The organism is Marinicella rhabdoformis (genome assembly GCF_009671245.1).
In the GTDB taxonomy this organism is placed as follows: Bacteria; Pseudomonadota; Gammaproteobacteria; order Xanthomonadales; family Marinicellaceae; genus Marinicella; species Marinicella rhabdoformis.
The window spans coordinates 14,454-31,298 of sequence record NZ_VTFS01000004.1; the positions used below are offsets into that span (position 1 = coordinate 14,454).

The 16,845-nt window shown below is 41.9% G+C and carries 16 protein-coding genes; 4 read left to right on the top strand and 12 right to left on the bottom strand.

Annotated elements, in window-relative coordinates:
* Nucleotides 1-40 precede the first annotated feature (40 nt).
* The 8 genes from FET73_RS10650 to FET73_RS10685 form a co-directional block, all read right to left on the bottom strand.
* Nucleotides 41-814 (bottom strand): type III pantothenate kinase, encoded by a 774-nt coding sequence (locus tag FET73_RS10650; protein WP_154223942.1) that lies wholly within the window; start codon nucleotides 812-814, stop codon nucleotides 41-43.
* Nucleotides 811-1,473 (bottom strand): phosphopantothenoylcysteine decarboxylase domain-containing protein, encoded by a 663-nt coding sequence (locus tag FET73_RS10655; RefSeq protein WP_154223943.1) that lies wholly within the window; start codon nucleotides 1,471-1,473, stop codon nucleotides 811-813. The genes FET73_RS10650 and FET73_RS10655 overlap by 4 nt, the downstream gene beginning before the upstream one ends.
* Nucleotides 1,470-2,003, bottom strand: a complete 534-nt coding sequence (locus FET73_RS10660; protein ID WP_154223944.1) for a flavoprotein — start codon at nucleotides 2,001-2,003, stop codon at nucleotides 1,470-1,472. Before FET73_RS10660 ends, FET73_RS10655 begins: the two co-directional genes overlap by 4 nt.
* Nucleotides 2,000-2,827 (bottom strand): pantoate--beta-alanine ligase, encoded by an 828-nt coding sequence (gene panC, locus FET73_RS10665; protein WP_218944315.1) that lies wholly within the window; start codon nucleotides 2,825-2,827, stop codon nucleotides 2,000-2,002. The genes FET73_RS10660 and panC overlap by 4 nt, the downstream gene beginning before the upstream one ends.
* Nucleotides 2,827-3,612 carry a 3-methyl-2-oxobutanoate hydroxymethyltransferase gene (gene panB / locus FET73_RS10670; protein ID WP_154223946.1) on the bottom strand — a complete coding sequence of 262 codons (786 nt, stop codon included), beginning with the start codon at nucleotides 3,610-3,612 and terminating at the stop codon, nucleotides 2,827-2,829. Before panB ends, panC begins: the two co-directional genes overlap by 1 nt.
* Nucleotides 3,609-4,484 (bottom strand): DUF2520 domain-containing protein, encoded by an 876-nt coding sequence (locus FET73_RS10675; RefSeq protein WP_154223947.1) that lies wholly within the window; start codon nucleotides 4,482-4,484, stop codon nucleotides 3,609-3,611. Before FET73_RS10675 ends, panB begins: the two co-directional genes overlap by 4 nt.
* Nucleotides 4,485-4,633: 149 nt before the next feature.
* Nucleotides 4,634-5,221: a YhgN family NAAT transporter gene (locus tag FET73_RS10680; RefSeq protein ID WP_154223948.1), complete on the bottom strand. Its 588-nt coding sequence runs from the start codon at nucleotides 5,219-5,221 to the stop codon at nucleotides 4,634-4,636.
* A gap of 18 nt (nucleotides 5,222-5,239) precedes the next feature.
* Nucleotides 5,240-6,070 carry an outer membrane protein assembly factor BamD gene (locus FET73_RS10685; protein WP_154223949.1) on the bottom strand — a complete coding sequence of 277 codons (831 nt, stop codon included), beginning with the start codon at nucleotides 6,068-6,070 and terminating at the stop codon, nucleotides 5,240-5,242.
* 34 nt (nucleotides 6,071-6,104) lie between these two features.
* On the opposite strand from FET73_RS10685, the gene rluD reads away from it, so the two are divergent.
* From rluD to FET73_RS10705, 4 genes are all read left to right on the top strand, one after another.
* On the top strand, nucleotides 6,105-7,109 hold the full coding sequence (gene rluD / locus FET73_RS10690; protein ID WP_154223950.1) for a 23S rRNA pseudouridine(1911/1915/1917) synthase RluD: 1,005 nt from the start codon (nucleotides 6,105-6,107) through the stop codon (nucleotides 7,107-7,109).
* 160 nt (nucleotides 7,110-7,269) lie between these two features.
* Nucleotides 7,270-7,977: a peptidoglycan editing factor PgeF gene (gene pgeF / locus FET73_RS10695; protein WP_154223951.1), complete on the top strand. Its 708-nt coding sequence runs from the start codon at nucleotides 7,270-7,272 to the stop codon at nucleotides 7,975-7,977.
* Nucleotides 7,978-8,066: 89 nt separating this feature from the next.
* The gene (locus FET73_RS10700) at nucleotides 8,067-11,141 is read left to right on the top strand and encodes an efflux RND transporter permease subunit (RefSeq protein ID WP_154223952.1); all 3,075 of its coding nucleotides are present in this window, start codon (nucleotides 8,067-8,069) and stop codon (nucleotides 11,139-11,141) included.
* Nucleotides 11,122-12,165: an efflux RND transporter periplasmic adaptor subunit gene (locus tag FET73_RS10705; RefSeq protein WP_154223953.1), complete on the top strand. Its 1,044-nt coding sequence runs from the start codon at nucleotides 11,122-11,124 to the stop codon at nucleotides 12,163-12,165. The genes FET73_RS10700 and FET73_RS10705 overlap by 20 nt, the downstream gene beginning before the upstream one ends.
* Before the next feature lie 26 nt (nucleotides 12,166-12,191).
* On the opposite strand, the gene FET73_RS10710 is transcribed toward FET73_RS10705, so the two are convergent.
* Genes FET73_RS10710 through tatB form a run of 4 tightly spaced genes read right to left on the bottom strand, consistent with a single transcriptional unit; the run spans nucleotide 12,192 to nucleotide 16,845 of the window.
* A complete protein-coding gene (locus FET73_RS10710) occupies nucleotides 12,192-13,097 on the bottom strand; it encodes a hydrogen peroxide-inducible genes activator (RefSeq protein ID WP_154223954.1) in 906 nt (301 codons plus the stop codon).
* A complete protein-coding gene (gene pepN / locus FET73_RS10715) occupies nucleotides 13,094-15,715 on the bottom strand; it encodes an aminopeptidase N (RefSeq protein ID WP_154223955.1) in 2,622 nt (873 codons plus the stop codon). The genes FET73_RS10710 and pepN overlap by 4 nt, the downstream gene beginning before the upstream one ends.
* A 60-nt stretch (nucleotides 15,716-15,775) precedes the next feature.
* On the bottom strand, nucleotides 15,776-16,519 hold the full coding sequence (gene tatC, locus FET73_RS10720; protein ID WP_154223956.1) for a twin-arginine translocase subunit TatC: 744 nt from the start codon (nucleotides 16,517-16,519) through the stop codon (nucleotides 15,776-15,778).
* Nucleotides 16,516-16,845: a Sec-independent protein translocase protein TatB gene (gene tatB, locus FET73_RS10725; protein WP_154223957.1), complete on the bottom strand. Its 330-nt coding sequence runs from the start codon at nucleotides 16,843-16,845 to the stop codon at nucleotides 16,516-16,518. The genes tatC and tatB overlap by 4 nt, the downstream gene beginning before the upstream one ends.

Genomic DNA, 16,845 nt, shown 5'->3' on the forward strand with positions numbered 1-16,845 from the left:
ATTTTAAATTTATTTGTTAGCATTTATTTGTTGGCATTGATCAGTTGTCATTCATTTTTTGTGCAATGAACAGTCCTTTGAGGACTAAATCTGGCACAATGTGATCGAATATGCTGCTGTCGCGGTAAATGGTAGTGAAACCACCCGTTCCAATAATCAGGGGCTTTTCCCCATTAAAGCTTTGTGCGGTTAAGCCTGTTATGATTTCTTTCATGGCTCCCAAAGAACCGTAGTAAAGACCAGATTGAATGCTCTCATTGGTGGTTTTACCCAAGACCTTACCTGTGTTGACGATTTCAACGGCTCCAAGTTTTGAAGCGCCAGCGGCTAAGGCATTCATTGACATTTTCAAACCAGGCAGTATCACGCCGCCTTGATAGACTTTACCTCGGCTGATGGCACAAAATGTGGTGGCGGTTCCGAGGTCAATCACGATGACATTTTGGTTGGCATACAAATGTGTTACTGCAATCGCATTGGCAATTCGATCCGCACCGACTTCTAAGGGATTTCGGTAGGCAATTTGTAATCCCGTTTTGACACCCGCTTGTAAAACAAATGGTTCAACCCCGAAATATTTTTGGCAACAGGCATTGATGGGGTATTGTACTTCCGGAACAACAGAACACATGGCAATCTGTTTGATCGCCTCTGGGTCAATGCCGTTTTCTTTCAAAACTGCACGCAAAAACACACCATATTCGTCAGATGAGGCGCCAGTCTTTGAGGCCATTCTGAATTGGACCAACAACGATTCACCTTGAAACACGCCGCCATGTAAGTGACTGTTTCCAATATCAAGACAAAGCATCATGCGGCTTGCTCCAATAAATAGACCACCTTGTCACACAACTGCTCAGGACTTTCACAGTGGTGCATGGTTCCAGAGTTGTCAAAGAGGTTCAGTTTGTGGAATGTGGGAGTGATGTCGGGTAAATTATTGTGCGCCACATAATCAACCATTCCTTTGCTTAATAATTTATCTACGGCTTTCTTAATCGCTTTTTGGCTGCTGCTGTTGGTCAATTTAAAGCCGACCAAGATGACATTCACATTTTTCGACCATGTCTTAATGTAATCAATCAACTTGGGGTTCCTTTCTAAATTAATTCTGGCATGGTCAGATGTTGGAATTTTACAGTCACGCCCAGCAGGTATTGTGGTGTTATTCAAAACCACAGAGGTGACTTTAAAGTCACTCACTGCTGCTGCATGAAAGACCACATCAAACTCATGGTCAGCCAATTGACTTTCCAATAAGGATTGCAGCTCTTCAAAAGTTTCATACTCAACTTGTGAGCAGTCAGTTGATGGTTTGATGGCATCTTTGGCACCCAACCAAGTCACTTGGTGTCCACATTGAACCATGTAATCCACCATTTGAGCACCGGTTCTTCCTGTGCTTGAATTACCAATGAAACGGACACCATCTATATATTCTTTGGTGCCACCTGCTGTTATCAAAATCTTCATGTTTTAGAATCCAAATAAGCCAAAATATCGACCACTTCTGGTAACCGACCAGCACCTTGCTCACCGCAAGCCAAATCACCTTCAGCTGTGGGCATCACATCAATCCCCCAAGCAACTAATTTTTTTATCGCTTCTTGTGTCGCCGGGTATTTCCACATCATGCTGTTCATTGCTGGAATCACCAGCATGGGCTTACCCAGACCATGGGCAGCAACCCATGAAGTGGTCAATACATCATCAGCGATACCAGCAGCTAATTTATTAATCGTGTTCGCTGTTGCGGGACACAAAATTATATCGTCAGCCCAACGACTGACATGGATGTGTGCCATCATGTCACCCTTTTCAAATGTATCTGTCATGACTGGTTTTTGACTCAATCCTTCTAACGTCGCTTCACCGATAAATTGCAAGGCAGCCTGACTCGCAATGACCTGCACTTCATCTCCTTTCTTTACCCACTCAGATATCAGTCCAGTGGCTTTGGCGCAGGCAATTGACCCTGACATCATCAATACATGTTTTTTCATTCTACATTGCTCGGTTTACTTGGGCACGTTTCAACAGATCGCAACTCAACAGGCTTTTTTAAAGTCCTTAAATTGTTATAAGGGACGTTATCTATCAGTCTGATCTCGCCTAAAGTCGCTGCCACCAATAGCCTGTCACCTTGTGTAGTCAAATAATCCAATTCAAAACCAGCGGCTTCTATCATCTTTTGCATGCGCTCAATACTTTGACCAGAACTGATGATTTTAAATAATTGAGGTGCAATTTCTCGTTCTTTTTTACTCAGTCTCATGTTGCGTGAACTCATGGCCAAGCCATCCTTTTCACGAATAATGGGACAAGGAACCACCTCAACATCAAGAAAAAAGGCTTTGACCATGCCGCGTATCAAGCGCAATTGTTGGTAATCTTTTTCACCAAAGAATGCTTTTGCCGGTTTGACCAAATTAAAAAGTTTCATCACCACTGTCAACACACCGTCAAAATGACCCGGTCGGTGGGCGCCACATAAGGCCATGCTGAAATCATTTTCAGACAATTGATAGCGATAATCATCTGGATACAACTGATCAAAATCAGGTAAAAAGACCGCTGAAACACCCGAAGCTTTCAAGAGCGTCAAATCATCATCTAACGTGTTTGGGTAGTTTTCCAAATCTTCTACTTCATCAAACTGAGTGGGATTAACAAAAATACTGACCAATACGGTTTCTGACTGCAATGTGGCCGCTTTTACCAATGACAAATGGCCTGCATGCAATGCACCCATGGTCGGCACAAAACCAATGCTTTTTTGGCTTGCACACCAGACTTTCAGTTCATTGATGTTTTTTAACAGTACCATCAGTACGATTCCTCATCATTTGGAAACTGTTGTGATTTAACATCCTTCGCGTAGGCATTAAATGCATCTTTAAACAATTGCTCTGTGTTTAAATATTTTCTGACAAACTTTGGGCTGAAACTTGAAGGGTAACCCAACAAATCGTGCATCACCAATACCTGTCCATCGGTACTGTTTCCTGCTCCAATACCAATCGTAATGATGTCAGATGATTTCGTGATCACTTCAGTTAATGCCGCCGGCACACATTCTAGCACCACAGCAAAGGCACCCAAGTCACTTAATAATTGAACTTGGTCTATGATTTTTTGTTGCGCAGCCTGTTCACGGCCTTGAACTTTGAAGCCACCAAACTGATTAATAGATTGTGGCGTTAATCCCAAATGACCCATCACTGGCACGCCAGATTGCACAATGTGTTTTATCAATTCCTCATTACCTGACACACCTTCCAACTTAATGGCATGTGCACCCGTTTTCATCAACTGCTCAACAGCAGTCATGTTGCTTTCCAATGATTTTCTGAACGACATAAAAGGCATGTCAGCAACAACAAACTTATCTGGTGCACCTTTAACCACGGCTCGCGTATGCATCGCCATGGTGGCTATATCAATTGGCAAAGTTGATGTCTCACCATGCATCACCATGGCCGCAGAATCCCCCACTAATATCATGTCCACATGACTTTGATTCAAAATCACAGCAGAGGCATGGTCATAACAGGTCACCATGGCAATTTTTTCACCTTGTTGTTTCATTTGTCTCAATTGGTTGATGTTCATGATGCCACCTTTTTGTTTTGTTTGTGTTCTGTACTGTTCTCTGGTGGTTGAACTGCTATCGCCGACCAGTCTAAATAAGCTTGATATATACTTTTCAACTCACCTGCTTGTAGCGCCTTAAGGTGTTTGTCTATTGTTTGAACATCACCACGCTGAAATGGACCAGTCGCCGCTGACTCTGGTGATTGAATATAGTTTATTGTGTTTTGTGCTATGTAGGCATGCAAAACATCATCCGGCAGCCCAAGTGATTCCATTTCTTGATCTAAAGCACGCCACATCATTTGTGAAAAATTTCCTGCCATCACACAATAGGCATGATAATGGCTTTGAAATCTTGAATCCAACTCGTAATGTGAGTTACTCAATGCGGGAAAAACCTCGCTGAAATCTAATTCTGGTTGATGGACAAACGGAATGTTCTGATAAGTTTGCAAGTCATAATTTGTGGTATTGAAGGTCATCAAAGGATGACAAGACTTAGCCAATGGTGTATTTAAAGCACCAGAAAAATGAATCAAATCATGGTCTTTTAATGAGGGGTTTTCTTGAATAAAGGACTCAATTTGATCATCTGAAATTAACAACAAAACATGGTCACAATTTTTTATGGCCTTATTCAGTGCCTTATTTTCAGACTGAAAGAATTCTTTGAATTGGTGTAATACAGAACGCTTACTGGATCGAAACCAACGGCTGTAGTTGATGTCCAGTAAGTCAAAATAATGTGCCATATGGCGAGCTACTTTACCGTCACCAATGAGGCAGTAGCGTTTAGGTACCTGTCGATTCACAATCAAGTCCTCAAAATAAGTCAGCGATTGGTCACCCAACCAAAAAGTCACTGCTTCAAAAGTCAGTGCTGGCTGCATTATAAGGTATCTTAAATGAATATCAAGTGAACGGCTCGTTCTAAAGCACTCAATGATTCAACTCACTGACAATTAAACTTTAAAGTGCGAAGCGACCCGCCCGCCTTATTGCTATATAAGCAAGACAGGTCAGGGCCTGGTTGCTTAAATCAAACTGTGGCTAAAAATGATTTAATGCCATCCAAAAACATCTGTACTGCAATCGCAATCAATATCATACCCATCAAGCGCTCAATCGCAATCATGCCATTTTTACCCAGGTATTTTTGCATCGCTGTTGCTGAAAATAATATGATCGCCGATAAAAACCATGCAATAAACAAAGCAATGGCCAATACATCAAATTGGTCAGGGTGTTTGCTGGCCAAAAGAATCAGCGTAGCAAGAATCGATGGACCTGCCACCAAAGGTATCGCCATGGGTACAATGAAAGGGACTTCATCAGCCGCTTCTTCATCACCATACTGTTTACTGGCTGGAAAAATCATTCGCAATGCAATGATAAACAATATGATGGCACCCGCCAAAGAAACGGACACTTGCTCAAGATGCAAGAAGGCCAGCATCTGTTTGCCAAAAAACAAAAACAAAAACAGGATAGCCAAAGCCAACAACAATTCTCTTGCCAAGACTTGATACCTGTTTTCTACTTTCTCTAGTTGAGACAGAAAAATGGGGATATTACCCAAAGGATCTAAAATCAAGAACAGCAATATGGTGGCTGATAAAATATCCATGGTTTATTCCTGATTTGATTAAAAAGGCCAAAGATCAGACCATTCGAACAATTCTGTGTCGAGGTCTAATTCGCCATTTTGTAAATAAGTGTGGCTTGGAAAGTCTGTCATCAGCTGTGTTTTTGCTTGCTCTGCCAATTCTGGCTCTTCCATCATGGTGTAAGACTCAACCATCAAAGCCAATGCATTCGCTGAGGCGGGCGTATCTTGAAAAGATTCTAAAACAAATTTACATCGATTCAATGCGGCAATAGGAGCACCGCGTCTTAAGTAGTATTTAGCCACATGAATTTCATACGCTGCCAACCTGTTTTTCAAAAATACCATGCGTTTGTGTGCATCAGCAGCATAATCACTTTCAGGAAAACGTTCTATGAAGTTTTTAAATGCAGTGAATGCATTACGGATATTCTCTTGATTGTGATCTGCCACTTCAGATGGGTTCGCACGCTCTAAAAAGCCACGGTCACTTTCAAAATATATCAACCCTTTAAGGTAATAGGCATAATCTAAGTTTTTATGTGCTGGGTAATTCTTTATGAATCGATCGACAGTAACGACTGCTTCTTCCATCTTATACAACTTATATTGGGCATACGCTAATTCTAAATATCCTTGCTCAGTATAATGTCCAAATGGGTAATGACTTCGCAAAGCTTTATACCTTTGAATGGCTGCATTCCAAACACCTGCATCGAGTGTTCTTTTGGCCTCTAAGTACATTTCTAAGTCCGTTTTTTTGGTCACTTCTACTTCACGCACTTCATTTTTTTTGCTACATGCTTGTAAAAACAGCAATGAACAAATCAAAGCAATTGTAAAAATCCGAGTTTTATTCTTGAGAATCATAGGTGAATTCCATCATTATAAGTAAAATAGCCGCATGAGTAATAATGACCAACACATACAACAACAATTTAATGTCGCTGCTGAACACATCGGTTTACGCATAGACCAATTTTTAAGCCACAAATATCCTGAGTTTTCCAGAGCAAACATTCAGCAATGGGTTAAAAAGGGCTGTGTCAAAATAAACGGCCATGATACCAAAAGCAAAACCCTTTTAAAAGGATTTGAAATCATCGACGTTGACATTGTGCTAAAACAAGCCGTTGAGGACTTGCCAGAGCCCATGGCGCTGGACATATGTTATCAGGATGAACATTTACTTATTGTTAATAAACCGGCTGGTTTGGTGGTTCATCCGGGCAGCGGCAACCCAAACGGCACCTTATTGAATGGATTATTGGCCCTCAATGACAAACAAGCCATGATGCCTCGTGCTGGTATTGTGCATCGATTAGACAAAGACACTTCTGGACTAATGGTTGTTGCTAAAACCATTGAAACACAAAACCGTTTGATTGAGTTGCTCAAAGAACATGATGTCAAACGACAGTACATATGCGTAGTCCGAGGCTCACTTAAGTTTGACGATGGCAGTGTGGACGCCCCCATTGGAAGACACAAAACACAAAGGGTCAAAATGGCTGTTACGCACGATGGTAAGCAAGCAGTGACGCACTACAAAGCTGTAGAACGCTTTGACCATTACACACAAGTTCAAGTGAACTTGGAAACCGGAAGAACGCACCAAATCAGGGTACATATGCACCACATAGGACACCCCTTGGTTGGCGACCCCTTTTATGGCAACCCCAAAAGGGTTGATCCTACAGTGAATAATGAACTGAAAGAAATCATACGTGAATTTCCTCGACAAGCACTACATGCCGAAACGCTGTCCTTTATTCACCCCATTACAGGTGAAGCCATTTCAGAGTCTTGCCCTCTACCTGACGATTTATGTCACTTGCTGTCAGATTTAGAGTTTTTAGACATGAAAAACAGTGATTTTAAAGAAATGGAGGTCGAATATTGCGAATGAGCGTTCGTTTTCTTGACAGTCGTATCAGTTATGCCTAATATAGCATGCACTTATTGGTTAAAACCAAAAGGGTCAATCAAACCAAACAAAATTGTGGCTTTACTCCCTCTACCACGAATTATCTTAGACTGGCCCTTATCTTTTTTCTGTACCATCCTCCATGACACATAAAATCAAAAGCCAATTTGCGCCTAATATTCACCTGCTACAAACCACCAAACAATTTGCTGGATTGACAGATTTTGATGTTCACCCAGCCCACATTCACATTGATCACATGCAACAGCTTCAAGATGAATTTGAACTCCCTCACCCTTTGATTATTCAGCAACAAGAACACAAAGACCGTGCTGTTGAATACAATGACATACCCACAACCAACTTCAGACACCGCGCTGATGCTTGCTTTACACGACAAAAAAACACCATCTGTGCAGTCATGACCGCCGACTGCTTACCTGTTATGTTGGCCGATAAAAATGGTCAATGGGTGGCAGCGATACATTGCGGTTGGCGAAGCTTGTTTCAAAATATCATCAGCAAGACTTTCTCTAAAATACAAGCCAACCCAATTTATACCCAAGCCTATTTAGGACCCTGTATCCAACAACCACATTATGAAGTCGATGAAGATTTTGTTATCAACTTTACAAACATCCACCCTGACACTGAATTGGCATTTTCACCAATCATTAACGGCAAAAGCCAGGCTAATTTACAAGAGATTGCCAATATTCAATTACATAAACTTGGTATTCTGGAAATACAAACCTGCACTGATTGTACTTTTGAACAGGCCCCAAAATACCCCTCTTGGCGTCGTGACCAAAGCCCTCAGCGCATGGCAACCTTAATTTGGATGACTTAAATTATCTCAACCTTAAGCATGTATGACTTATGACACAGACAATGGACATGCGCTATTGATACAATGAATTTTTTGTAGCAACAATCGCCGTGAAAATTACCCAAGCATCACTCAATAATAAAGTGGCCGTAGCCGTGGCGATCATCATGGTGGCTATATTTGGCTTTATCAGCCTGAATCGTTTACCGGTACAAATGGCTCCCAATGTAGAGCGACCAATTATCAGCATTCAAACGTCTTGGCCAGGTGCTGCGCCTCCTGAAGTTGAGTCTGAAATTCTTGAGCTACAAGAAAATGTCTTTCGTGGGATGCCCGGTGTAGAACGAATGGCAGCAACCGCCAGTTACGCTTCGGCCAACATCAACATAGAGTTTGACATTGATGTTGATATGCAAAGAACCTTGATTGAAGTCATCAACCGTTTGAACCAGGTCCCACGCTATCCTGTCGATGCCAATGAACCCAGATTAACGATTGGTGGTGGCGGGTTTGCTAACAGCATAGCTTGGTTTGCCATCAGACCCGCAGCAGGTAATGACCGACCTATCGCCACTTACCAAGATTTCATTAATGAAAATTTATTACCCAAATTGGAGCAGATCAATGGCGTATCAACTTCTTCTGCTTTTGGTGGCCGAGGATATGAGGTACGTATCAGTTACGATCCTTACGTGGCAGCCTCTTTGGGTGTCGACTTAACCCGTTTGATTGCTTTATCTGGTAATTTCACCAACACTTCAATGGGCACTAAAGATGTTGGTAAGCGTAAATACACACTGCGGTTTGAAAGTAAATATGACTATCAATCTCTGCTTGACTATGTCATTGACTGGCGTGATGGCAGACCCATTTACCTGAAAGACATTGCCGAGATTGATGTGGTCATGCAGGACCCAAGTGGATTAATCATACAAAACGGCGGCCCTTCGATCGCCGCAAATATTGTACCAGAAGCAGGCGTTAATTTACTCGACCTGATGGATGACATCAAACTCAAAGTGGACGAGTTAAGAGAAACAGTACTCGGCCCTGCTGAATTAACTATCACACAAGTTTATGATGAATCCATTTATACCAATGGATCAGTTAATATGGTTCGCAACAACCTCATCATGGGCATGTTGCTGGCCATTTTTATCTTGTGGGTATTTTTACGTAAAAAAACACCTGCGTTGATTGTTGCATTGGCGATTCCTATTTGTTTAATGGCTGCTTTTGTGATGTTGAATGTGCTTGGCAGGACACTCAATATCATTTCTTTAGCAGGATTGGCATTCGCTACAGGCATGGTATTGGATGCCGCCATTGTGGTACTTGAAAATATTGTCAGACACAGAGAAATGGGTAAATCCGCTGTTGAGGCTGCCATGATTGGCTCTGAACAAGTGTGGGGTGCACTGTTGGCATCAACTGCCACCACTGTTGCCATATTTTTACCCGTTGTTTTCTTAAAAGATGAAGCGGGTCAGCTGTTTACTGACTTGGCCTTGACCATTTCAATTTCTGTAACCATATCAATGATTGTTGCTGTTACTGTTTTACCTGCTGCCACAGTGCGGTTCATACACCGCTCTGATTTTGATGACAAACACCAAAGCATGTGGAAAAACATCACCACTTTTGTTGACCGGTTAACCAATAACCGCAAAAAACAAGTGACTTGGGTCATCTCTCTTCTGGCACTTCCTTTATTACTGGCATACATGCTCAAACCAGCAGCAGATTACTTGCCTGAAGGTAAACGAAACTTTGCTTTTGCAGGTGTCCAAGCCCCACCTGGCATGTCATTTGACGTTGCCAAAACTGAACTGGCCGAAGTGGTTGCCGCAAGACTTAAACCATATTTAGACGGTGAAAAACAACCCAAGCTACAAAATTACTTTTTTGGCGTCTTTGGCTCTGGTGCCTTTATGGGCTTCAGGATGGAAAATAACGATGACATGGATGAGATGTTACGGATTGTCAACACACAAATACTTGCAGGCATTCCAGATGCCAGAGGCTTTGCAGGTAGGCGTGGCGTCTTTCCAGGCTCCAGGGGTGGGCGTGCCATCAATGTTGACATTCAAACAGAAAACTTCGAAGAACTGTTGACTGTTGGCCAACTGGCCTATGATAAAGCCGCAGCATTGATTCCTGGCTCAAGACTGGATACCACACCAGGACTAGAGCTTGGCGCACCTGAAATCAAAATCCAGCCCAATGACAGGGCCATCTCTGAAGCTGGTTGGACTCGAAATCAACTGAATACCGTTCTGCGGTCTTTAGGTACTGGCACATTTGTGGGAGAATATTTCGATGGCAACAGGCGCATGAACGTGATGCTCCGTGCGGAACATTGGGATACACCAGAAGAATTATCTAGCACGCCACTTTATACCAGCAATGGTGATGTGGTTCCTCTAGATGAGCTTACCTTTATCAGCCGAACAGCAGGACCCACACAAATCCTACGTGTCGATCGTTCAAGAACACTGAGTTTACAAATTACTCCACCGGGTGACATGCCATTAGAAATTGCCATCGATAAACTCAAAGAAGAACTTACCCCCTTTGTTATGGAACGGCTGCCAGAAGGAAGCAGCATCAGTTACCGAGGAACAGCCGAAGCTTTGGATGGTGCTTTATCAAGTTTAACCGGATCATTTGCTCTGGCTATTGTGATTTTGTACTTACTCATCAGTGCCATGTTCCAATCATTTAAAGATTCATTATTGGTTGTCACCACCCTACCAATGGCCACCGTTGGCGGCATCATAGGACTGCGTGTATTAGACTGGGTTTTGATTACGTTTGGACAATCCAATCAACCCATGGATTTACTCACCATGATAGGCTTTGTGATTTTATTGGGCTTGGTTGTTAACAATGCGATTCTCTTGGTATTGCGTGCACGTGATGCTGAAAAAATGGGCATGAGCACACAAGATGCTGTCGCCAACGCCATCAGGTTGCGCCTTCGCCCCATATTTATGAGTACATTCACCAGTATTTTTGGCATGCTGCCGTTGTTATTGGTACCAGGCTCTGGAACTGAATTATACAGAGGCTTGGCAGCCGTTATTGTTGGTGGCATGCTGATCAGCACATTATTTACCTTGGTATTATTACCAAGTTTATTAAAACTAACCGGAAATAGAAAAAATGAAACCGCTACTGTTTAAAACCTTAATCAGCTTTTGGATGATTGGCTGGCTTCAAGGCGCATCCGCACAAATGCCACCAGCATTGGTCACTGTGGCTCCTGTAGAAAGCCAACAAATGGCTCCTTTGCGCAAAATTGCCGCTTATTCAAAAGCCAAATACATTACCACGATAAAGGCTGAAACATCTGGTCGAGTGATTGAACTGGCTTCAATTGGTGAACAAGTTGAAACAGGTGAATCATTGGGGTTGATTGCTGATGAGACCTATGCCCTGCGTATTACTGAACTGAAAAATGCCATCACTTCTGAACAAGCCAATTTAGATTTTTTAGAATCTGAGTCGAAAAGACTACAAAGTTTATCGGCCAAAAACCTGACATCACAATCGGCATTGGATAAAAACAAATCTGACTTACTCACTTCAAAAGCAAAGTTGGCACAGGCGCAATCACGATTAGCCCAACTGCAAGACAGCATCAGTAAACTGAACCCCAAAGCACCTTTCAATGCTTTTGTGACTGAACAGTTTGCTCAGCCCGGCCAATACATTGACCAAGGCCAAAATTTCTTACGCATCATGTCTAGAGATCAAACTGAAATTATTGCTCATTTGCCGGTCAAGTTTAAACAACTCATACAAGGCGGAAAAATATGGCAATACCAAAATCAATCCGGTCAAATATTTGAGGCCAAAGTGACTGGCTATGTTCCTGCAGCCACGTCAAACAGTCGCCAGATGCAAGTCCATTTATCCGACCTCAGTGATCAGTTGATCCCTGGAGAAGCCATCACACTACTGGTGCCAGAAACCGAACCAAAAACAGTCATTGCGGTACACAGGGACGCATTGGTCTACCGCAGACAAGGGGCATCAGTATTTATTATAAAAGACAATACAGCACACAAAATAGATGTCGAAACTGGGCTAGCTCAAGGCCATTATATTCAAATCAATGGAAACATTAAACCGGGTGATTCAGTGGTTATTCGGGGCAATGAGCGCCTCAGGGACCAACAAAGCGTTGAACTGGGCAACAATTAATCACCTGAAAAAAAGGTCAGTTAGTTTTAACTGACCTGACAAGCTTCTTTTATCAGCTCACCTAACTGTTTAAATTCTTCTGCGCGTGTACTGGATTGACGCCATGCCAATCCAATGTCTCTACTGGCCGCAAAGGGTAATTTTTTTACTGACAATCCTGATTGTTTTATCAATGGAGATTGCAAAGCCATCTCAGGCACAAAACTGATACCCAGATCTTGTTTCACCAACTCAACCAATGTCAACAAACTGCTGCTGGCCAGCTGGCTGACTTTATCAATATGTTTGATATGACATGCGCTCAATGCGTGGTCTCTTAAACAATGTCCATCTTCAAGTAATAAAACACTTCCATCTGCCACCTGCTCTAAATCGAATGGCTTGTGATTTAACCACTGACTTTTTTCCGAAGAAATCAAACAAAAGTCATCTTGCCACAAAAAATGCGTCTGAACCGATCGCATTTCATATGGTAAAGCCAACAAAATAACATCCAATTGCCCTTGCATGAGTTGTTGGTATATTTGCTCTGATTGCCCTTCGTGAATGTCCAAGTCTAAATCTGGTTGCTTTTTTTGCAATAGAGGTAATAACGCACCCAAAACAAATGGGCTGATGGTGGGAATAATACCCATAGACAGGTTTCCACTCAATGGCTTCAGTTGCCCTTTGGCAATGTCCAACATGTGGTTCATTTCGCGCATGACTTGTTGCGCCTGTTGGTTGATTTCTCTGCCCAGGTTGGTCACAGTGACTTGTTTATTGGTTCGGTCAACCAACTGTCCTCCCAATGCATTTTCTAAATCTTTTATTGCCACACTGAATGCCGATTGAGATACAAAACAACTGTCAGCAGCTTTACCAAAGTGATTGTGCTCAACCAGTGCCAAAAAATAGATCAGTTGTTTTATGGTTGGGTAATGCTGATTCAATTTTTTAACGCCTTTTCAACAATTTCATACACATTCGCAGATAAATTGGCCTTTGTATGAATGCCTTTTAATGCCGTCAACATGGCCATTTGGGTATCTGGTTTAAATTGCTTGTAATCATTAAACAAGCTGACCATTCGAGCGGCCACCTGTGGATTGAGTTCATCTAGCGCCATTACATTATCAGCTAAAAATTGATAACCACTGCCATCTTCGGCATGAAATTGTGTGATATTAGCAGCACAAAAAGCGCCAATTAAACTGCGCACCGCATTGGGGTTTTTCATACTGAAACATTCATGGTTCATCAAGGATTCAATATTTTCCAATACGCCATCGTGTGGAACCGTTGCTTGAATTGAGAGCCACTTATTTATCATCAATGCATTGTATTTCCAATTGTCGTAATAATCTGCTAACAGTTGTTCGTGGCCATCAACTTGATGATGGACTAGCAGTGTTAAAGCAGTAATTTTATCGGTGTAATTATTTGACTGATGGTATTGCTCAAAGCACAGCTGCTGCATTTCCTTTTGATCGGTATGCATCAAAAACCACAGGCATCGGTTTTTTAAACTGCGTCTGGCAACCTGCTCAGGCGTCACTTGGTAAGGGCCATCTTGAAAGTTTTGGTTGTAAACTGATAAAAACTCTAGCTGTAGGGCATTTACTAAATGACTCACAACCCACTCTTTTGCTTGATGTAACTGAGCCACATCTACACCTTCCATATCAACCATCAAACCTTTTAATGCCGGTAAAGTGATGGCTTCTGCCACCAAAGCCGGATCACTTCCATCATCTAATAAAACATGCCTAAAAGCATCTAACAAATAGTCTGGGAACGTATATTCAACACCATTTTGTACCGCTTGGTAACGAGACATAATCACTTCACGCTGCATCAATTGTGACGCATCCCAACGATTGAAATCATCGTTGTCGAATTTCATCAGGAACGACAGGTCTTTGGTGTCGATTTCTTGCTTGACTTTGACAGGCGCAGAAAATCCTCGAAAAAGCGAAACCACAGGCAATGTGCTGATGTTATCAAACACAAACTGTTGCGTTGCCTCTGTTATTTCTAACACAATTTGTGTATCGCCTCTTTTATTTAATGATAACGGCAGCCCATCTTTCCCAAATAATGCTGTTTTCATAGGAATGTGCATGGGTTGCCAGCTTTCTCCTTGAAAACTGGCTGGGGCTGATTGCTTGGTCGTGATGATAAATTGTGCTTTTTGCTCATCAAATTGGTAATCAACCGCAACAACCGGCGTGCCATTTTGTGAATACCATAATTCAAATTGAGACAAATCGATGTTGTTGGCATCTGCCATTGCTAGCCTGAAATCATTGCAACTGACTGCCATTCCATCATGTCGCTCAAAATAGAGTTTCATTCCTTTTTGAAATCCGACCTCACCCAGCAAAGTGTGGTACATCCGAACCACTTCAGAGCCTTTTTCATAGACAGTTAACGTATAGAAATTATTAATTTCAATGAATGAATCTGGCCGGACTGAATGTGACATTGGACCGGCATCTTCAGCAAACTGTGCACTGCGTAAATAACGAACATCTTCTATCCTTTTCACAGCTCGTGACTGTAGATCAGAAGTAAACTCTTGATCCCTAAAAACAGTCAGTCCTTCTTTTAAGCTGAGTTGAAACCAGTCTTTACAAGTGACTCGATTACCTGTCCAGTTATGAAAATATTCATGCCCAATAACCGCTTCCACACCGATGAAATCATGATCTGTGGCTGTATCTGACTTAGCCAAAACATATTTTGAATTAAATATATTCAAGCCTTTGTTTTCCATCGCCCCCATATTGAAATCATCTGTGGCAACAATATTGTATTGATCAAGGTCATAAGCCAAACCAAACCTTGTTTCATCCCATTGCATGGAATTGATGAGCGATTTCATCGCAAAATCACAAGCATCAATATTGGCTGCTTCAGTATAAACCCTGAGTTGCACATCACGCCCCTCCATTGTCCGGTAATGGTCTTCAACAAACGCCAAATCCCCAGCCACCAAAGCAAATAGGTAACTGGGTTTTGGATGGGGGTCTTGCCATTTTGCATAATGCTTCCCGCCTGACAGCTGCCCTTCCAGTAGCGCATTTCCATTAGACAAAAGTACAGGGTACTTATTTCGATCAGCCACAATCGTCACTGTAAAAGGGGCGAGCACGTCAGGTCTATCGAGGTAGTAAGTGATTTTCCTGAACCCTTCTGCTTCACATTGCGTCAGAAAAAAAGCGCCCGACTGATACAATCCTTCGAGTGCCGTATTTTTATGGGGGTATATTTTGACTTCTGTTTGAAGTAAAAAATTATCTGGTAAATCAAACAAATGCAAATGCGTGTCATCGACTGAATATTCGTCATTGTTCAAAACTTTGTCATTCAGTTTGATGCTGTTGAGTTCTAAATCAATACCGTTTAAGGACAATTTATTGTCAGCACCTGATCTGATTTTGAAATTTATTCTGGATTTGACCAAGGTATGGTCGGGGGCAATCAAAAATGCCAAGTCGACATTTTCAATCCAATAATTAGGTTGTTGATAATCTTTTCTATAATGTGTGGTTTTTGTTATAGTCATTAAAGTATCTGGTTATATCCGATACTTGATTGTAAACCATGGTATGGCCGGAACAAAAGCCTAAGCCCCGTCATTCTTCCTTTTTTTCTTTAAAGACCTGCCCATCAATAACCCACACTCAAACAACAACCACATAGGCAATGCCAAAAGTGTTTGCGAAGCAGGATCTGGAGGCGTTAGCAACATGGCAATGACAAACAAGGCTATCACCACATATGGCCTAGAGTCTGCCAACTTTTCTGCAGTCGTTACACCTAAAACAATCAAAATCACCACGGCAACAGGTATTTCAAAAGCCAAACCAAATGCAAAAAATAATCGAACAACAATATCTAAATATGAATTGATATCTGGCATGTATGTCACACCTTCTGGTGCGATATTCGGCAAGAAATCAAACAGTATTGGAAATACCACAAAAAAAGCGAAACCACACCCAGCATAAAACAAGAAAACACTCGAGAATAATATTGGGCGAGTGATTCGAATTTCACTCTTATACAAACCTGGTGCAACGAAAGCCCACATTTGATAAATAATCACAGGCATAGAAATAATGACTGCTAATATAATTACCATTTTGAATGGCGTTAAAAATGGTGACAGAACACCTGTTGCAATCATCTCTCTGCCTTGAGATAAATTATTCAATACAGGCTGTGCGATGAGTGTATAAATTTCACCCGCAAATGGAAACATCACAACAACAAGTATCAACACACAAAACACACCCCTTAGTAATCGGGTACGTAATTCAATCAGGTGAGACACCAAGCTTTGCTCTTGGTCAGGTTGTTTCGTCATGATTTGTTATCAAGCGATTCTGCATTTTCATCTTCAAATTCGTCACTGGCAGCTTGACTAGGCTCAAAAGCATCAGAAACATCTTTGTCCAGTTCTTGCTTCAACAACTCAGCTTCTTTTTTCATTGCATTATCTTTCAGTTGTGCTTTCACGGCTTCGATTTCCAGTTCTTGCTCAACTTCTGCTTTCACTTGTAAAAATGAACGCCTCATTTTCCCCAGATACAAACCAATTTTTCTGGCCACTATTGGCAGTCGCTCAGGTCCAACCACTAACAGCATCACAACAAAAACCACCAGCAGTTCACTGAAACCTACATCAAACAT